Here is a 17393-nt window from a genome sequence, read left to right on the forward strand (position 1 = left end):
TATGCGCAAGCTGTTCGGAACCGACGGAGTGCGGGGCACCGCCAACACGCATCCGATGACGGCAGAGATGGCGTTGCGCATCGGGGCCGCTGTCGGGCGGTATTTCCGACGGGACGCGACAGGAGTGCACCGGGTTGTCATCGGCAAGGATACGCGTTTGTCCGGCTATATGCTGGAAAATGCGCTGACGGCCGGTTTGACGTCCACTGGCATGAACGTGCTGCTGCTGGGGCCCGTTCCGACGCCCGCCGTTGGCCTCATGACGCGGTCCATGAGGGCTGATCTGGGCGTCATGATCTCGGCCAGCCACAACCCTGCCGAAGACAACGGAATCAAGTTCTTTGGGCCGGACGGCTATAAACTGTCCGATCAGGCCGAGGTCGAGATCGAAAGGCTGATCGACGAAGGCGTCAGACCCGCCCAGGCGCAGAATATCGGCCGGGCGCGCCGGGTTGATGACGCACGGTTTCGCTATGGCGAACGTGTGAAGTCGTCGTTGCCGCGGAACGTCAGTTTGGATGGTTTGAAGGTGGTGATCGATTGTGCGAACGGCGCAGCCCACCGCACCGCACCAGAAGTTCTGTGGGAGCTGGGCGCAGAAGTGATCCCCGTGGGAATCGCGCCCAACGGCAAGAACATCAATCTCAACTGCGGATCGACCAAGCCACAACTGGCCGCAGAAACCGTTGTCGCGCATGGCGCCGACGTGGGCATTTGTCTGGACGGCGACGCGGACAGGGTGGTTGTCGTCGACGAAACCGGTCAGGTGGCTGACGGCGATCAGCTTATGGCTTTGCTAGCGACGGCATGGAAGAAATCGGGCCAGTTGAAGGGCGACGCCCTGGTCGCGACCGTCATGTCCAACCTGGGCCTGGAACGCCACCTGACAGCGCAAGGGTTGCGTCTGGAGCGAACGGCCGTCGGTGATCGCTACGTGGTCGAACGGATGCGTGAAGGTGGGTTCAACCTTGGTGGGGAACAGTCCGGCCACATCGTGATGAGCGATTATGCCACCACCGGTGATGGGTTGATGGCAGGGCTGCATTTCCTGGCGGAAATGGTTCTGTCGGGGCGCAAGGCATCTGATCTGTCTAACCAGTTCGAAACCGTTCCGCAGTTGCTGAAAAATGTGCGCTATTCCAGCGATCAAACCCCGTTGGAGGTTCAAAGTGTTCAGGCGGCCATCGCCGATGCCGAGGCGCGGCTGAACGGGCAGGGCCGGTTGTTGATCCGCAAATCCGGGACCGAACCTCTGATCCGCGTGATGGCTGAATGCGAAGACGATGGGTTGCTGACCCAAGTTGTCGACAGCATCGTGGCAGAGGTCGAAGCCGCCACAAGCTAATTCCCGAACAAAACCTTTCGCAGGCTGAACCACTGGCTGATGGCCATGCCGGTCAGGATCAGGGCCAGAGCGATGAAAAAGCGCAGGGGCAGGGCCTCGGACAGGATCCATGCGCCGAACACCATCGACCAGATCGGCACCTGGTAATTCACCAATGTCAGGAAAACCGACCCGGCGCTGCGGGTGATCGAAACGCGCAAAAGGGTGGCAAACGCGGTTGGCAGCAATCCCAGAACGATCAGGGCGATTGTCGGGCGTGGGCCTTGCCAGGTCGGCAGCCCCTCGGTGAGTAGCATTATGGGCAGAAGAAGCGCGGCGCCGACAACCAGTGTCAGGGCAGCCAGTACCAAAGGGTCAACCGGCGGGCAGCGTCGCGTCAACACGGATGAACTTGCGTAACACAGCGCCGCCGTGATGCAGGCCAGTTGCGCGACGGGTTCTGCCCCCTTGCCCAATTGTGCAAGGCCGGGTCCGATCAAAACCAGGGCCCCGGAAAAGCCAAGGCACACCCCCAGAAACCGGCGCAGGTTCAGTGGTTCATCCGAGAAGAAATGCGCCAGCGGCAGCACCATCAGCGGGATGGCAGCCATAGACAGCCCCGCAAAAGCAGATGGCACAAATTGCTGCCCCCAACTCAGCAACATGAATGGCACGGCAGTGGACAGCACGCCAATAAGGACAATCGAAACACTCAGCGCCGGTGTCAGAACCGGCAGCTTGCGACCGGTCGCCCTCATCATAAGCAACAGGGTAACAGCGCCCAGCGTGGTTCGTGAGGTGGCAACGGTGATTGGGCCATACCCTTCAAGTGCCATGGCAACGACCATGAAAGTCGCGCCCCAGATCAGGCCCAGCGTGAAGACGCCGCTCCAGTCCTGTTTTGTCGGCTGTTGAACCATTGATTGTCCTGTCGGAACGCGCGGGTGCGCCAAAAAAAAATAAACCTGACCGGCTGTTTATGTGCCTTGCCGGACCTTAGTTCAAACGAAAAAGGCGGCCACGCGGGCCGCCCTGTGAAAAGCTTCCGCCCTACTTAGTTCTTTTCTTTGTCGACCATCTTTCCGGCCGAAATCCACGGCATCATGCCGCGCAGCTTGGCGCCGGTTTCCTCGATCATATGCTCGTCATTGGCACGACGCGCCGCTTTGATGGTCGGCTGGCCAACGGCGTTTTCCAGCATGAAGTCACGAACGAATTTACCCTGCTGGATGTCGCTCAGAACCTCTTTCATGCGCGCTTTGGTCTCGTCGTATTTCAGGATACGCGGTCCGGTGACGTACTGGCCGTATTCGGCGGTGTTCGAGATCGAATAATCCATGTTGGCGATGCCGCCTTCATAGATCAGGTCAACGATCAGCTTCACTTCGTGCAGACACTCGAAATAGGCCATTTCAGGGGCGTAACCGGCTTCGACCAGAGTTTCAAAGCCGCAGCGGATCAGTTCGACCAGACCACCGCACAGAACGGCCTGTTCGCCGAACAGGTCGGTTTCACATTCTTCACGGAAGTTGGTTTCGATGATGCCCGAGCGCCCGCCACCGATGGCCGAGCAGTAGGACAGGCCGATTTCCAGCGCCTTGCCGGTTGCATCGTTGTGGACAGCGACCAGGCAGGGCACGCCGCCGCCTTTGGTGTATTCGCCGCGCACAGTGTGGCCGGGGCCCTTGGGGGCCATCATGATGACATCGACGCCTTCTTTCGGCTCGATCAGGCCGAAGTGGACGTTCAGGCCGTGGGCAAAGGCGATGGCCGCGCCCGGCTTGATGTTGTCGTGGACGTATTTTTTGTAGGTCTCGGCCTGAAGCTCGTCGGGCATGGTGAACATGATCACGTCACACCAGGCGGCCGCCTCGGCGATGCCCATGACTTCCAGGCCCTCTGCTTCGGCTTTCTTGGCCGAAGGCGAACCTTCGCGCAGGGCGATGACCAGGTTCTTTGCGCCTGAATCGCGCAGGTTCAGCGCGTGCGCGTGACCTTGCGACCCATAGCCCAGGATAGCCACTTTCTTGTCTTTGATCAGGTTGATATCGCAATCGCGATCGTAATAGACGCGCATTTCGCCGGTCCTTTCTGGTTTGATTGCGGCGGTTGTATCTGCCCGTTCGCGCAATGGCGATAGGGTTGGGCTTGAGTATTTGCGAAAAAGATGAAGAATAATTCGCGCTAATCGGAGAATGTGAAAAAATCATGCTTGATGATATTGATCGGCGCATTCTGCGCCACTTTCAAGCAGACCCGAGCCTGACAACAGCGGAACTGGCCGATCTTTGCCGGATCAGCGCGGGCGTCTGCTGGCGGCGTATCGAAAAGATGCAGGCCGCAGGGATCATCGAAGGTCAGGAGGCCGTGATAGACTGGGCCGCGATGGGATATGCCGTCGAGGTTTCGCTTCGGATCACGCTCGACAAGACGCAGGCCCGAGCTTTCGACGATTTCACGCAGGCGGCGCGTGAAGTGGCAGAGGTGATCGAAATCCAGACCTTTCTGGGTCGTGTCGATGTTCGTCTTTCCGTCATTGCAAGAGATATGAAGCACTATCAGCAGCTTTATCGCGACCGGATTCTGACCCTGCCGCATATTGCCGATATCGAGGCCCTTATGCACATCGCGCGGGTCAAGCGGGACGAGGTGCTGCCGGTATGATCGAGCTGGATGAGATTGATCGCCGTCTTCTTCGCGCGCTGCAACAGGATGCCACGCAAAGTGCCGGAGCATTGGGGCGCAGGTTCGGATTATCCCAACCCGCCACCTGGCGTCGCATTCGCCGGCTGGAAGAGGCAGGAATAATCAAGGGCCGTCGGCTGCGTCTGAATGCCGAGGCGCTGGGATTCGGTGTCACAGTCTTTCTGGGCATCAAGCTGGGGCGCAAGGGCCAAGTCAGCCTTGAAGATTTTGAGCGCGCTGTCAGTGCCGTTCCCGAGGTGCAGACCGTCGAGCACGTGCTGGGGCTGTATGATTATCGACTGCGTGTCGTGGCCCGGGACCTGGCCGATTTCGAACGTGTATTGCGGCGCCGGATCATGACTCTGCCGGGTGCAGGCGATGTCGAGGCCAATGTTCTGCTGAGCGAAGAACGTCTGCCCGGTCCCATCGGCTGACCAGAGTCAGTACTTGGTGCGGATGCAATAGCCCGGATGATGCGTCATGCGCGCAAAGGTAAGCGGCCTGTCTTCTTTCCAGGTGGTGCGCTCCATTTGAATCATGGATGTTCCCGCCGTGGTGCCCATGAATTCTGCCAGTCGCGCATCTGCGGAAATGGCGCAGAAAGCGACCTCGGCATCGGTGAAAGGTGCGGCCGTCAACAGCCATTCATGTGGCCCCTGTTCGAACAGGTCCGCGTCCTCCACATCAGGTACGGCCTCGATGTTGATCCATCGTTCTTCCATCTGGAAGGGCCGATTGTCCGCATAGTGCATACAGATTACATGTAGAACACGCGCGTCCGGTGCCACGTTGATCTGCGAGGAAAGCCATCCTGGGCTGGTGACGACATTCCTTTCAACAAGCGCATAACGATAGTTTGCATTCTGGCTTTCGACCACTTGCCGCGCCAATGACAATTCGAGTTTGGCGTGTTTGCTGGGCTCTTTCTTGACACGTGTGCCGCTCTTGCGTTTGCGCTCGACAAAGCCCTGGTCGGCCAGTTCTCTCAAGGCTCTGTTCACAGTGGCCCGGGCGCAATTGAACTCCTCTGCCAGCTGGGTCTCCGTCGGCAAAAGCGATCCTTGTGGCCAGACACGGCTTTCAATGCGTCGTTTTACTTCGTCTCGAACGAACTGGAAGCTGATCCGCTTTTGTATCGTCACGGGTGAATCTATCCCTTCAAGTATAAAGTGTGCGCATCTGTTCAGAAGCAAGTAGAAGTGTAAAGGGGAAGTGATACTGGTTGGCGTCATTTTCGTGCTTTCACGAATTTAAGCGAAAAAAATTAAGTGTTTGTTGAGCTTTACGTTGGGTCAAATTTTGCCGCGAAAGGGCTTTACCCGAACTGACAAAGCGGACAAGACTTCGAAAACGCTTTGGAGAGGATGCGCCATGCCAAGCTTGCTGGAAACTGTTGACCCGAATGGGCTCGAAGAATTCTCGGTCGTATTTACCGACCGCTCGCTGAACCATATGTCGCAGAAGTTTCAGCAGGTGATGCGCGACATTTCGGATATGTTGAAGGGAGTGTACAATGCAGATGGTGTGGCCGTTGTTCCCGGCGGTGGAACCTATGCCATGGAAGCGGTCGCCCGACAGTTCGCGCGCGGTGCAGATGTGCTTGTGGTTCGCAATGGATGGTTCTCGTACCGGTGGAGCCAGATCATTGAAAGCGGGTCTCTGACAAACTCGACCACGGTCATGAAGGCGCGCGAGACTGGCAATTCCAGCCCATCGCCTTTTGCGCCTGCGCCGATCGAAGAGGTCGTCGCCGCGATTCGCGAACAAAAGCCCGGTGTTGTTTTTGCTCCGCATGTCGAAACGTCGGCGGGGGTCATTCTGCCGGATGAGTATGTGACCGCGCTGGCACGCGCGGCGCATGAGGTGGGCGCGTTGATGGTGTTGGATTGCATTGCGTCGGGTTGCGCCTGGGTGGACATGAAAGCCACCGGTGTCGATGTTCTGATCTCTGCGCCTCAGAAGGGGTGGAGCGCGTCGCCATGTGCCGGTCTGGTCATGTTGTCTGAACGGGGCGAGGCACGTCTGGAGCAGACCAGTTCCGACAGTTTCGCCATTGATCTGAAGAAATGGCGGCAGATCATGCAAGCCTACGAAAACGGCGGCCACGCCTATCACGCCACGATGCCGACCGATGCTTTGCTGGCTTTCCGCGACACCATGGCAGAGACGCGTGAATACGGGTTCGAAAAGCTGCGTGCGGCGCAATGGGCGCTGGGTGACGGTGTGCGGTCGATGTTGAAGGACAAGGGCGTTGTTTCGGTTGCCGCCGACGGTTTCGGCGCGCCCGGAGTCGTGGTCAGCTATACCTCGGATCCGGAAATTCAGAACGGCAGGAAATTTGCGGCACTGGGTATGCAGATTGCTGCGGGTGTTCCGTTGCAATGCGATGAGCCCGAAGGGTTCAGCACGTTTCGGTTGGGTCTGTTCGGGCTCGACAAGCTGTACGACGTGGACGGCACCATCGCGCGTTTGAAACGGGTGCTGGATCAGGTTCTGTAAGCGGACCGGACCTTAGCGAACGCCGAGGCCCATCTGCATCAAAGTCTTGCGCACTGGCGGCAGGGAATAGAGCGCGCTCAGCCCCATCGCCCGTGCATCCCGCAGCGGCCGCGTCTCAATCATCGAGGCGCGGTTCAGCAGATCAATGCCTTTGACGCGCATCTCGATCTCGGTGTGACGGGCCTTGTGATAGGCACCCAGCATCTGTTCGTCTCCCAGACCTTCGGGCCGGGCCTGTGCCAAATCCAGCAGGCAACGCAGGTCGCCCAGAGACATGTTCAATCCTTGTGCCCCGATGGGAGGCACCACATGCGCCGCCTCGGCCATCAGCGCGATGCGTTCACCCGCCAGCCGTTCCGCCGATTGGCTGATGATGGGCCAGATCGTTCTGCGGGATGCTAATTTCAGCGGGCCGAACAACCCGCAGGACCGAGAGGTCATGGCGGCCTCGAATGCCTCGGGTTCCAGGTTCAGGAGTTCTACGGCCTTCGGTCCGCGTTCCATCCAGACGATGGCGGACGAGGGCTGCCCGTTCCAGTCCGGCAGAGGCACCAGCGTGAACGGCCCCCCGGATCTGTGAATCTCGGTCGAAACATTCTCGTGTGGAATGGGGTGCGTCACCGCAAATGCCAGCGCCTTCTGCCCATACCGTGTTGTGTGCACCCTGATACCGGCAGCTTCGCGCATTGGCGAGTTGCGACCATCGGCAGCAAGCACAAGCTTGCACCGGACGCGGCTGCCATCACTCAGGCTCACGCGCGCCTCGGCGGTTCGGGTGAACAGGCTGGTGGTCGCGGTGCCGGGGCGGAAATCGACATTCGGCAACTCGGCCAGCCGTGCCACCATTTCACGGCGCAACAGCCAGTTGGGCAGGTTCCAGCCGAAAGGCTGTTCCGAGATGTCGGCCGCGTTGAAGTCGCGGACGACGCGTGGCTCGGGCAAGTCGCCCCCGGCGTCAACGATCCGCATGACTTGCAATGGGGCCGCCTGTGCATCCAGTCTTGCCCACAGGCCGCATTGTTCCAGCAGGCCGCGCGCGGGCTGCAAGAAAGCCGTGGTGCGCAGATCTGACCCGTCCACGTCCCGCTCGGTGATCGGAGGGCTCGGATCAACGCAGATCACTTCAAAACCTGCCGTTCCGAATGCCGCCGCAGCGGTCAGACCGGCGATCCCGCCACCGGAAATCAGGATGTCACAGCTGTCGGACATGGCGCCTCTCATCATTCTGGGCAGAACCTAGTTCGGATCTGCCCCAAGTGCCAAGTGACATCCTGTCCCGTATTTCAGCCCCGTGAAATCAGGATGAGGATCAGAAACATCAGCGGCACCATCATAAGGGCTGGGATGTAGAGGCCGGGAAGGCCGAACAACATGATGGAACAGCCCCACATGCTGAAAATCGCAGCGGCGGTGTAACACAAGTCTTCTGCCTTGGCGTTGACCGCCTCGCGCGCCAGCCATCCAAAGACGGGAATTGCGAAGAAAAGGCGCTGCCAGATCGGCAGGCGCAGCGGCATGTCAATCGCGCTCATCGGGGTCTCCATCTGTTCGTCGCTGCAGCGCATATAAGGACGCAGATGCGTGTGCAGAACGTGCAGATCGTCGCACTGTGACAGCCTATCGCAGGCGCGCCAGGAACGCGGTCAGATCGTCCGTGTGATGGTGGATGTGATCGGCTTCATGCGGGTCGGGAGAAACATGAACCGTGCGCATTCCCATCTCGTGTGGGGCCGCGAGATTGCGTGGTTCATCTTCGAACATGGCCGCTATTTCGGTCTGAAGGCCGTCCTTTTCAAAGATCGCTTCGAACGCGGCTTTTTCGGGTTTTGGTCGGTACCCTGCATGTTCAACACCGTATATCGCGTCGAACAGGCCTGTCAGGCCGCGTGCCTCAAGGACACGTTCCGCGTAGGGCGCGCTGCCGTTGGTGTAGACGATCCGCCGGCCGGGAAGGGCGCGGATATGATCGGCCAGTTCCGCATCCGGGTCCATGTGGCTCATGTCAACCTGATGTACCGCGTGCAGGTAGGGGTCGGGGTCCAGATTATGTTCGGCCATCAACCCGGCCAGCGTGGTCCCGTATTCCCGCCAGTAATGCGCGCGCAGCCGGTCGGCCTCGGCCCGGTCAACACCGATGGCTTGCACCACGTAATCCGTCATCAGAACTTCTATCTGATCGAACAGCCGCATATGCGGTGGGTATAGGGTGTTGTCCAGATCGAACACCCATTGTGTGACATGACTAAACGAAGGTTTGACCATGGCTTGGGTTTAGGGCCCAGTCGGTCGGTTTTCAATGCTGTACTTGATCGCCGCCCCCTGTCACGGCTAGACATGTCCGAACGAGGAGACAAACGATCCCATGAGCCAGACCCGATCCCCGACCAAGGACGCCTACAGCCTTATCCTGGAAGCCATCGATGTGGGTGTTTACAAACCCGGTGATCGGTTGGTCGAAAGCGAACTGGCAGAGCGTTTCGGAGTGTCACGCACCCCGATCCGCGAAGCGTTGCAACGTTTGGAAACCCAGTCTTTGCTGGAACGGGACGGGCGGTCGTTGATCGTCGCATCCCTGGATCACAACCAGATGGCCGAGCTTTACATCGTGCGCCGGGAACTTGAGGGGCTGGCTGCGCGCCTGGCCGCAAAACACGCCACCGAAGAAGAAATCAAGGTTCTTCAGGACATGGTCGTCGAAGATGACAAGCTGATCGATGACCCAACGGCCTTGTCGCGCGCCAACCGACGGTTTCACGAACAGATTCATCTGGCGTCACACAACCGCTATCTGGTTCAGCAGCTTGATCTGGTTCACCGGACGATGGCCCTGATGGCGACCACTTCGCTGGCTGTTCAGGGTCGTGGCGAGATCGCGCAAAGTGAGCATAAGGGAATCGTCGATGCCATCGCAGCCCGAGACGAGGAGGCCGCGGGGCAGGCGTTGAAGGAACATATTTCGGTCGCCTTCATGACACGTCTGAAACAGGATGCCAGTCGTCGCGACAAGTGAACTTCAGGCCAGTGGAACGTCTTCGCTGGCCTGCCCGTGTTGGGTTTTGTCCCAAAAAAACGGATTTGTCGCCAGTTCCCACAGGGCTTTGTAGCCGGCAACCACCCCCAGCGGGAAATACAGGCACATCGTCGGAACCCACGGCAGCAAAAACCGACGTTCACGCGCGGATACAGCGATGATCCCGACGCATATGTTCAGGGCCTCGGTTGCCAGAAACAGCCAGATCAGCGCCGTCGTGATCTGCTGCGGCAGGATCTGTTCCATCGGATTGGGCATGCCCAGGGCGTACAACCAGAAAATCCATAGAACAGGAGCCAGCAGGAACTGACCCAGAGTGCCCAGAAAGAATGCCTGTAGGCCGATAAACTTGGCCGCACCCAAATCAGCATACAGTTTCCGCGGGTCCCGCATGTGCACAAGATAGGTGACCATGAACCCCTTGAGCCAGCGTGAGCGTTGCTTCACCCACGGCCAGGCGCGGAAATTCGCCTCTTCGAAGGTGGCGGTGTCCACCATCTCGGTCCGGTAACCCGCCCGGCAAAGCCGCACGCCCAAATCGGCATCTTCGGTGACATTGTGGGCGTCCCAACCGCCCAGTTCCAACAGCTTTTCGCGGCGAAAAAAGAACGTCGTTCCCCCAAGAGGGACGACCAGCCCCATACGTGCGATGCCCGGCAGGATCACACGAAACCAGCTGTTGTATTCGATGGTAAAACAGCGTGACCGCCAGTTCGTGCGCGGGTTGTAGTAATCCAAAACACCTTGCAGGCAAACCACCTCGGGCGAAGCTTGGGTGAAATGCGCAACCACGCGTTCGATCTGATCCGGTTGTGGTGCGTCTTCGGCATCCCAAACGCCAACGATGTCACCACGGCAAAAATCCAGCGCGTAGTTCATGGCGCGCGGTTTGGTGGTCAACCCGTTCAGTTCCGGTACTTCAACAACACGCATCCAACTGGGCAGAGCCACCCGCGCAAGGGCGTCGCGCGTCACGTCATCGGTCGCCTCGAGCACGAGAATGACGTCCAGCAGCGCTTTGGGATAGGTCAGCCTTTGAAGCCGTTGCACCAGAGCATTCGCGATTTCTCGCTCCTTGTACAACGGCACCATGATGGACACGCAGGGGTGACGCAGCGCGATCGCCGCCTCTGTTGGCTCGGTCGGCTTTTTCATGCGGTCGCTGAGGCAGGCCAGGGCGCCCATTATCCGAAAGGCTGCAAAAAGAACCAAACTGCCTACGGCCGCGCCCAACAAAACCATCAATCCAATCGAGGGGAACAGGGCAGAAAGACAAAGCACACCCAGCGTTGCCGCAGATGATACGAGCCGGGACCCGGCGGTCCAGTTGCGACAGCTTTGTTCCGCGTTCACACGGGTTTCGGCCGCTTTTGCGAGTGTCCGCGAGAAGTGCTGTGCAATGACCCGGTCGATCTGATGAGAATCCGCAAGAACCGGCAGGATGGAATAGTCGCAATCCTGCATCTCGGCTGCCACGGTTGCAAAACGATCGGGCCGGGCAGTGGCGACCAAAAGCAACGGGCCGATGCGCATCCAAGGGATAACATTGTGCTCAAGCCAGAAGTCCACCGGCTTCAGGTCACACAATCCGGGCATCGGTGGAATTTGTTCGAGGTCCGCGATCTGCCACCCGAACTGCATGGACAGAGCTTTCAGAACGTCCTGCCTGGTGGCATACCCCTCCCCAACCAGAATCTCGCCAAGCGGCGCTTTCTGCCTGGTCTGCAGGCTCAGCGCATGGTCCAGTTGCGAGCGCGTGATGACCTCGGTTTCCAGCAGGCATGTGCCCAGCGGTTTGCGAAATCCGGGCGCCGGGATCGGGGACGCGTTTGTAAAATCCTGAAGGTTAAGTTCAACCATTAAAAAACCCTGGCACAGTTACCTGCGCTCAGGGTTGATCAAACAAGGTTAATGTGCCGTTAACTCTGGTAACTTAAGGGTTTATGCCTGCTCTTTTTTCTTTTCCATCGCATCGGCGAAACGTTCGAACAGGTAAAAACTGTCCTGGGGGCCGGGCGAAGCTTCGGGGTGGTATTGCACCGAGTATACAGGTCTGTCAGTCATGCGGATCCCGCAGTTCGAGCCGTCAAACAGCGATCTGTGGGTCTCGACCACGCCTTCCGGCAAAGACTGCGCGTCCACAGCAAAACCGTGATTCATCGACGTGATTTCGACCTTGCCGGTTTCCAGATCCTTGACCGGGTGGTTCGCGCCGTGGTGGCCGTGGTTCATCTTGACTGTCTGACCGCCTAACGCCAGCGCCAGCATCTGGTGGCCAAGGCAGATACCAAAGACGGGCAGATCGGTTGTGTCCAGAATTTCCTTGATCATCGGCACAGCATAGGCACCCGTTGCGGCCGGGTCGCCGGGACCGTTCGACAGGAAAACGCCATCCGGCTGATGGGCCAGCACTTCGGCAGCGGTTGCCGTTGCTGGCAGCACGGTTACATCACATCCAGCCGAGGCGAGACAGCGCAGAATATTGCGCTTTGCACCATAGTCGACAGCCACGACTTTGTGGGCGGGGGCCTCTTGCCGCTTGTACCCTTCCGGCCACGCCCAGCGCATTTCATCCCAGCGGTAGCTTTGGGCACAGGTGACATCCTTGGCCAAGTCCATCCCCTCCAGCCCGGCAAAGCCGCGGGCCGCAGCCACCAGTGCTTCGATGTCGAAATTGCCCTCGGGATCATGAGCCAGCGCCACATGCGGCGCGCCCTGCTGGCGAATGGCGCGGGTCAGACGGCGGGTATCGACGCCGCCGATGGCGATGCGTCCACGGCGGGCAAGCCAGCCCTTGAGTTCTTCGGCCGAGCGCCAGTTGGACGGCTGGGTCGGATCCCATTTGACGACCATGCCAGCGGCAACCGGATCAGCGGTTTCGTCATCTTCGGGGTTCACGCCGACATTGCCGATATGGGGGAAGGTAAAGGTGACGATCTGCCCGGCATAGGATGGATCGGTCATGATTTCCTGATATCCGGTCATCGCTGTGTTGAAGCAGAGTTCAGCCACGGTCTGTCCGGTTGCACCGAAACCGATGCCGTAAAACAGCGTTCCGTCGGCCAAAGCCAGACATGCGGTGGGCTTGGACGGGGCGTTCTGGGCCATGGCGCGACTCTCCTGCAAGGTAAACCGGCGCATACCTAAGGGGGTTAAGCGCTTGGGTCAAGTCTGTTCAATTTTTGGGCTATCGTTATTTTTCAATGGGTTAAGCTTGTTCGCCCCCGGTTGTAACACGCTTTTTGTTTAGATATGTTCGGGGTTCCGTTGTCATGGGGATGGACAAGCCAAATGGACATGCGATCACGGGTGAATGCCGCCCTGAAGCAAGCAATGAAAGACAAAGCAGCCGAGCGTCTGTCGACGCTGCGGTTGATCAACGCGGCGATCAAGGACCGCGACATCGCCGCGCGCGCCTCGGACAATGAAGAGGTCAAAGGCTGCGGTGATGCAGAGGTGCTTGAAATTCTTGGAAAAATGACCAAGCAACGCAAGGAAAGTGCGCGCGCCTATGAAGAGGGTGGTCGCCTGGACCTGGCCGAGCGCGAGATGCAGGAAGTCGCCGTCATCGAAGAGTTTCTGCCCAAACAGTTGGATGATGATGAGGTGTCAAAGGCGATTCAGGCTGCAATCACTTCGACCGGTGCCGGTTCCATTCGCGACATGGGCAAGGTCATGGGCGAGTTGAAAACCCGTTATACCGGACAGATGGATTTCGGCAAGGTCGGGCCTATGGTCAAGGACCACCTCTGCGCCGCGTCAAACGGCGACTGCTGAGACATCAGGCTGAAACACCTACTGCGCGACAGGGTCGCGCAGTTTCCTGGCCAAATCGTCATAGAGCGTGATACGCTCGTCTTCCGACAGAAACGCCCCGATTTCGACCTCGCGCCCGTCTCCGACGAGCGTGACATAATGTGGCACCGGACCACCTTTTTCGTACATTTCAGGTCGTGCCCAATAGCGATTGCACGACCATTCCTGTTGGTCCTTGCCCGGGGTGTGATGCACCAGGCGGGCTTGTGAACCGGACAAGGTGAAAACCTCAAACGCACTGCGCGCGCGATAGTTCGCCTGAATCGCCAGCCAAAGCCCAAGCACCGTCAACAGCAGAAACGGTAACAGGCCCCACAACACGACCGACCCAAGCACGGCCAACAATGGGATCAAACCGAACAGAAATACGGACAGGATGGCAATCATCGCCCCACGTCGCGGCAGAGAGTTATGCGGCCAGAGGCGCAGTTCCTGTTCGGTTTCGGATGTCTGATTCCATTTGTACGGCATACCGGAAACATATCGCAGTGCCGCCTCATGTCGACGGATTTTGATCAGACCACGTGGCCCACACGCGCCCAGGACAAGGCGTCATCCAAACGGTCGTCGCCCCAGAACACCTCTTGCCTCACCACGAAGCTGGGGGCGCCGAAAACACCCAGTTTCACGGCGATGTCTGTTTCAGCTTCCAGCGCGGTGACGATATCCGGGCTGCGCGCGCGGGCCAGCGTCAGGCGAGGATCCTGCTGGCACCGCAGCAATGCTTCGGACAGGGCGCTTTCGCTGCCTGCCTCGACGCCATCCTCGAACCAGATGCGGTACAGGTTCTGGGTAAATGACTTGCCCCATCCATCCCTCATACCAAACAAAGCGACCTGATTGGCCAGGGCAAGATCGGAAATCGGATAGGGTGCGGGCAGGCTGGCGTGGATGTGATACTTGGCACAGCGCCGTTCGATATCACGCCACATATATGCGGATTTTTCGGGTTTTCCGGCGAACGGGATATTCTGCTGGGCTGACATGACCGTGCGCACATCAAAGGGCCGCCAGTTCACGGTGGCGTCATGTTCTGCGCACCAGTCGTCCAGCCGCATCACGGTAAGGAAGCTGTAAGTGCTGCCGATTGAATACCAAAAGTCGATTTCCGGCATTGCCGATCCTCCGACTGTTCTGTGGGGGTATCATAGCGGATTTTGGCACACTTGGCGAACCGATAGAGGTGGAAAACGAAAACCCCGCCACTTGGGCGGGGTTTCTTTGGATCAGATCGGGATCAGTGCGCGTGGCCTTTGTCCCAATCTTCCTGCTTGGGCAGCTGCTCGAACGTGTGTTCGGGCGGCGGTGTCGGCAGGGTCCATTCCAGCGTATCCGCGTATTCATTCCACGGGTTCGGACGTGTCTCTTTCGCACCACGGAACAGGGCGTAGAACACGATCCCGAAGAACAGCAGGAACGAGGCGAACGAGATGAACGCGCCGATCGACGAAACGAAGTTCCACTGGGCGAATGCCTCGGGGTAGTCGATGTAACGGCGCGGCATGCCCTGACGGCCCAGGAAGTGCTGCGGGAAGAAGGTCAGGTTGGCGCCGATGAAGAACATCCAGAAATGAACCTTGCCCCAGAACTCGGAGTACTGACGGCCCGTCATCTTGCTGAAGTAGAAGTACACCCCAGCAAAGATCGCGAAGACAGCACCCAGCGACATCACGTAGTGGAAGTGTGCCACCACATAGTAGGTGTCGTGATAGGCGCGGTCCACGCCAGCCTGCGACAGAACCACACCGGTCACACCGCCGACGGTGAACAGGAACAGGAAGCCAAAGGCGAACAGCATCGGTGTCTTGAACTCGATCGAGCCGCCCCACATGGTGGCGATCCACGAGAACACCTTGACCCCCGTCGGAACCGCGATGACCATCGTTGCCAGCATGAAATAGGCCTGCTGGCGCAGCGACATGCCGACGGTGTACATGTGGTGCGCCCACACGACAAAGCCCAGCACACCGATTGCGATAATCGCCCAGACCATCGGCAGATAGCCAAAGATCGGCTTGCGAGAGAAGGTCGCGATGACATGGCTGATGATGCCGAAACCGGGCAGGATCACGATATACACTTCCGGGTGGCCAAAGAACCACAGGATGTGCTGATACAGGATCGGGTCACCGCCGCCGGCCGGGTCAAAGAAGGTAAAGCCAAAATTGCGGTCCATCAGCAGCATGGTGATCGCGCCCGCCAGAACCGGCAGCGACAGCAGAATCAGCCACGAGGTGACGAAGATCGACCAGCTGAACAGCGGTACCTTGAACAGGGTCATGCCTGGGGCACGCATGTTCAGGAAGGTGGTGATCATGTTGATCGCGCCGAGGATCGAGGAGGCGCCCGATACGTGCACGGCGAAGATCGCCAGGTCCATGGACATGCCGCCTTCGGTCGTCGACAGCGGCGGATACAGAACCCAGCCCACACCCGAGCCGAGCTGATCGTTACCACCCGGGCTGAGCAGCGAGGCAACACCCAGCGAGGTGCCGGCGACATAAAGCCAGAAGGACAGGTTGTTCATCCGCGGGAACGCCATGTCCGGCGCACCGATCTGCAACGGCATGAAATAGTTGCCAAATCCGCCGAAAAGGGCAGGGATGACAACAAAGAACATCATCAGAACACCGTGATAGGTGATCATCACGTTCCACAAGTGACCGTTGGGGGTACATGGGTCGGCCATGAAGCCTTCCAGGCACATGTACTGAACGCCCGGGTGCATCAGCTCGAGCCGCATGTAAACGGTCATCGCCACCGAGATCAGACCGGCAAGGGCCGAAACGACCAGGTACAGAATCCCGATGTCCTTGTGGTTGGTCGACATGAACCAGCGCTGGAAAAAGCTGCGCTGATCTTCATGGTCGTGACCGTGAATGGCTGCGTCTGCCATTATAGGTGCCTCCTGTTGCAACTGCACCGCGCAGTCGGACCTCTCCAACGCGCGGGATTCCTGCTGGTTTTAGAATGTGAAGAGGGCACCTTCAATGGCCGAGTTTGATCTGGATCAAGATTAATTGTCGCGGGCACGCGGGTGCCGCACGATTTTCCGGCCTTGAATGTGGGGTATCTGGGCATGGCGGATGAGAATTCAAGCCCGGACTGTCGATGCGGCATGGACGTTGGCAGAGTTCCGCCTTGACCGTGGCCCGCACGCGTCTCAGAACTGTGCCGACACCCGCAATCCAGAGGTTTGAGATGGCTGATTACGACCCCGACAATATCTTTGCCAAAATCCTGCGCGAAGAAATCCCGTGCATGCGCGTGTACGAGGATGATGAAACGCTGGCTTTCATGGATATCATGCCGCGCGCGGACGGGCATCTGTTGGTGATCCCCAAAACACCATGCCGCAACGTACTGGATGCCACGCCCGAGCAACTGACGGCGGTTGTGAAAACGGTGCAGAAGATGGCCCGGGCGGTCAAGTCCGCATTCGACGCGGACGGGGTGACGATTCAGCAATTCAACGAGGCGGCAGGCGGGCAGGAAGTCTTCCACCTGCATTTCCACGTCCTGCCGCGCCACGAAGGGGTTTCCATGCGCCCGCCGGGCAAGATGGGGGATTTCGAGCTTATCGGGGAACATGCGAAAAAGATCAGCGCCGCACTCGTCTGATCATTAGGCGTTGTGAGGCCCCGTACACTCGCTGTGATCTCCAAACGCATGCAGCACGGCACAGACATGATCGTGCTGCCCGTCGCAGGCCGCTGAAATTCGGGTCAGTTCCGCTTCGAGGTTTTGCAGGCGGGCAATTCGGTCCCGCAGATCGGCCAGTTGTTTTTGGGCAATTTCGTGCGCCCGGTTAAGGTCGCTGCCAGAGGCGCCCTCAAGGGACAGCAGGCCCACGACGTCGGCCAGTGGCAATCCCAGATCACGGCAATGGCGAATGAAGATCAGCCGTTTCAACGCGGCTTCGTCATACCGGCGTTGATTGCCCGCGGTTCGCTCTGGTTTGGGTAACAGGCCTTTGTCTTCATAGAACCGGATTGTCGGAATTTTCACTCCGGTTCGGCGCGATAGATCCCCGATCGA

19 protein-coding genes are annotated in these 17393 nt (G+C 58.8%); 7 read left to right on the forward strand and 12 right to left on the reverse strand.

All coding sequences use genetic code 11. The features are described 5' to 3' along the window. Nucleotide 1: 1 nt before the first annotated feature. Complete coding sequence (glmM, locus tag FIU92_RS05590) at nucleotides 2-1345, forward strand: phosphoglucosamine mutase (protein WP_152457622.1); 1344 nt, start codon at nucleotides 2-4, stop codon at nucleotides 1343-1345. On the opposite strand, the gene FIU92_RS05595 is transcribed toward glmM, so the two are convergent. Continuing rightward, on the reverse strand, nucleotides 1342-2244 hold the full coding sequence (locus FIU92_RS05595; protein WP_152457623.1) for a DMT family transporter: 903 nt from the start codon (nucleotides 2242-2244) through the stop codon (nucleotides 1342-1344). The genes glmM and FIU92_RS05595 overlap by 4 nt on opposite strands. A 134-nt stretch (nucleotides 2245-2378) precedes the next feature. Further along, nucleotides 2379-3401 carry a ketol-acid reductoisomerase gene (gene ilvC, locus FIU92_RS05600; RefSeq protein ID WP_152457624.1) on the reverse strand — a complete coding sequence of 341 codons (1023 nt, stop codon included), beginning with the start codon at nucleotides 3399-3401 and terminating at the stop codon, nucleotides 2379-2381. Nucleotides 3402-3532: 131 nt separating this feature from the next. Here ilvC and FIU92_RS05605 point away from each other — a divergent pair, with 131 nt between their 5' ends. After that, nucleotides 3533-3988, forward strand: coding sequence for an Lrp/AsnC family transcriptional regulator (locus FIU92_RS05605; protein WP_152457625.1), 456 nt, complete (start codon nucleotides 3533-3535; stop codon nucleotides 3986-3988). Then, a complete protein-coding gene (locus FIU92_RS05610) occupies nucleotides 3985-4443 on the forward strand; it encodes an Lrp/AsnC family transcriptional regulator (RefSeq protein ID WP_152457626.1) in 459 nt (152 codons plus the stop codon). Before FIU92_RS05605 ends, FIU92_RS05610 begins: the two co-directional genes overlap by 4 nt. Nucleotides 4444-4449: 6 nt before the next feature. Here the strand turns inward: FIU92_RS05610 and FIU92_RS05615 are convergent, their stop codons facing one another. Next, nucleotides 4450-5151, reverse strand: coding sequence for a GntR family transcriptional regulator (locus FIU92_RS05615; RefSeq protein WP_254705361.1), 702 nt, complete (start codon nucleotides 5149-5151; stop codon nucleotides 4450-4452). Between the two features lie 229 nt (nucleotides 5152-5380). On the opposite strand from FIU92_RS05615, the gene FIU92_RS05620 reads away from it, so the two are divergent. After that, a complete protein-coding gene (locus FIU92_RS05620) occupies nucleotides 5381-6508 on the forward strand; it encodes an aminotransferase class V-fold PLP-dependent enzyme (RefSeq protein WP_152457628.1) in 1128 nt (375 codons plus the stop codon). Nucleotides 6509-6520: 12 nt separating this feature from the next. Here the strand turns inward: FIU92_RS05620 and FIU92_RS05625 are convergent, their stop codons facing one another. From FIU92_RS05625 to FIU92_RS05635, 3 genes are all read right to left on the reverse strand, one after another. After that, nucleotides 6521-7717, reverse strand: coding sequence for a UbiH/UbiF family hydroxylase (locus FIU92_RS05625; protein WP_152457629.1), 1197 nt, complete (start codon nucleotides 7715-7717; stop codon nucleotides 6521-6523). A 74-nt stretch (nucleotides 7718-7791) separates the two neighbouring features. Next, a complete protein-coding gene (locus tag FIU92_RS05630; RefSeq protein ID WP_152457630.1) occupies nucleotides 7792-8040 on the reverse strand; it encodes a hypothetical protein in 249 nt (82 codons plus the stop codon). 85 nt (nucleotides 8041-8125) lie between these two features. Beyond that, on the reverse strand, nucleotides 8126-8770 hold the full coding sequence (locus FIU92_RS05635; protein WP_152457631.1) for a pyrimidine 5'-nucleotidase: 645 nt from the start codon (nucleotides 8768-8770) through the stop codon (nucleotides 8126-8128). 100 nt (nucleotides 8771-8870) lie between these two features. On the opposite strand from FIU92_RS05635, the gene FIU92_RS05640 reads away from it, so the two are divergent. Next, complete coding sequence (locus FIU92_RS05640) at nucleotides 8871-9518, forward strand: GntR family transcriptional regulator (protein WP_152457632.1); 648 nt, start codon at nucleotides 8871-8873, stop codon at nucleotides 9516-9518. A 3-nt stretch (nucleotides 9519-9521) separates the two neighbouring features. On the opposite strand, the gene FIU92_RS05645 is transcribed toward FIU92_RS05640, so the two are convergent. Together FIU92_RS05645 and carA are read right to left on the reverse strand one after the other, a co-directional pair. Beyond that, the gene (locus FIU92_RS05645) at nucleotides 9522-11399 is read right to left on the reverse strand and encodes a glycosyltransferase (RefSeq protein ID WP_152457633.1); all 1878 of its coding nucleotides are present in this window, start codon (nucleotides 11397-11399) and stop codon (nucleotides 9522-9524) included. An 81-nt stretch (nucleotides 11400-11480) separates the two neighbouring features. Further along, a complete protein-coding gene (carA, locus tag FIU92_RS05650) occupies nucleotides 11481-12647 on the reverse strand; it encodes a glutamine-hydrolyzing carbamoyl-phosphate synthase small subunit (protein WP_152457634.1) in 1167 nt (388 codons plus the stop codon). A gap of 183 nt (nucleotides 12648-12830) precedes the next feature. Between carA and FIU92_RS05655 the strand changes: the two genes are divergently transcribed. After that, nucleotides 12831-13316, forward strand: coding sequence for a GatB/YqeY domain-containing protein (locus FIU92_RS05655; protein WP_152457635.1), 486 nt, complete (start codon nucleotides 12831-12833; stop codon nucleotides 13314-13316). An 18-nt stretch (nucleotides 13317-13334) separates the two neighbouring features. Here the strand turns inward: FIU92_RS05655 and FIU92_RS05660 are convergent, their stop codons facing one another. The 3 genes from FIU92_RS05660 to ctaD form a co-directional block, all read right to left on the reverse strand. After that, complete coding sequence (locus tag FIU92_RS05660; protein WP_152457636.1) at nucleotides 13335-13826, reverse strand: DUF2244 domain-containing protein; 492 nt, start codon at nucleotides 13824-13826, stop codon at nucleotides 13335-13337. A 44-nt stretch (nucleotides 13827-13870) separates the two neighbouring features. Then, nucleotides 13871-14470, reverse strand: a complete 600-nt coding sequence (locus tag FIU92_RS05665; RefSeq protein ID WP_152457637.1) for a 2-hydroxychromene-2-carboxylate isomerase — start codon at nucleotides 14468-14470, stop codon at nucleotides 13871-13873. Between the two features lie 122 nt (nucleotides 14471-14592). After that, nucleotides 14593-16251, reverse strand: a complete 1659-nt coding sequence (ctaD, locus tag FIU92_RS05670) for a cytochrome c oxidase subunit I (RefSeq protein ID WP_152457638.1) — start codon at nucleotides 16249-16251, stop codon at nucleotides 14593-14595. A 305-nt stretch (nucleotides 16252-16556) separates the two neighbouring features. Between ctaD and FIU92_RS05675 the strand changes: the two genes are divergently transcribed. Then, nucleotides 16557-16976, forward strand: a complete 420-nt coding sequence (locus FIU92_RS05675; protein WP_152457639.1) for an HIT family protein — start codon at nucleotides 16557-16559, stop codon at nucleotides 16974-16976. A gap of 3 nt (nucleotides 16977-16979) precedes the next feature. Here FIU92_RS05675 and FIU92_RS05680 read toward each other — a convergent pair whose 3' ends face one another. Beyond that, nucleotides 16980-17363, reverse strand: coding sequence for a MerR family transcriptional regulator (locus FIU92_RS05680; protein WP_371419734.1), 384 nt, complete (start codon nucleotides 17361-17363; stop codon nucleotides 16980-16982). Nucleotides 17364-17393 lie beyond the last annotated feature (30 nt).

The sequence above is a fragment of the Ruegeria sp. THAF33 genome (assembly GCF_009363615.1).
Lineage (GTDB): Bacteria > Pseudomonadota > Alphaproteobacteria > Rhodobacterales > Rhodobacteraceae > Ruegeria.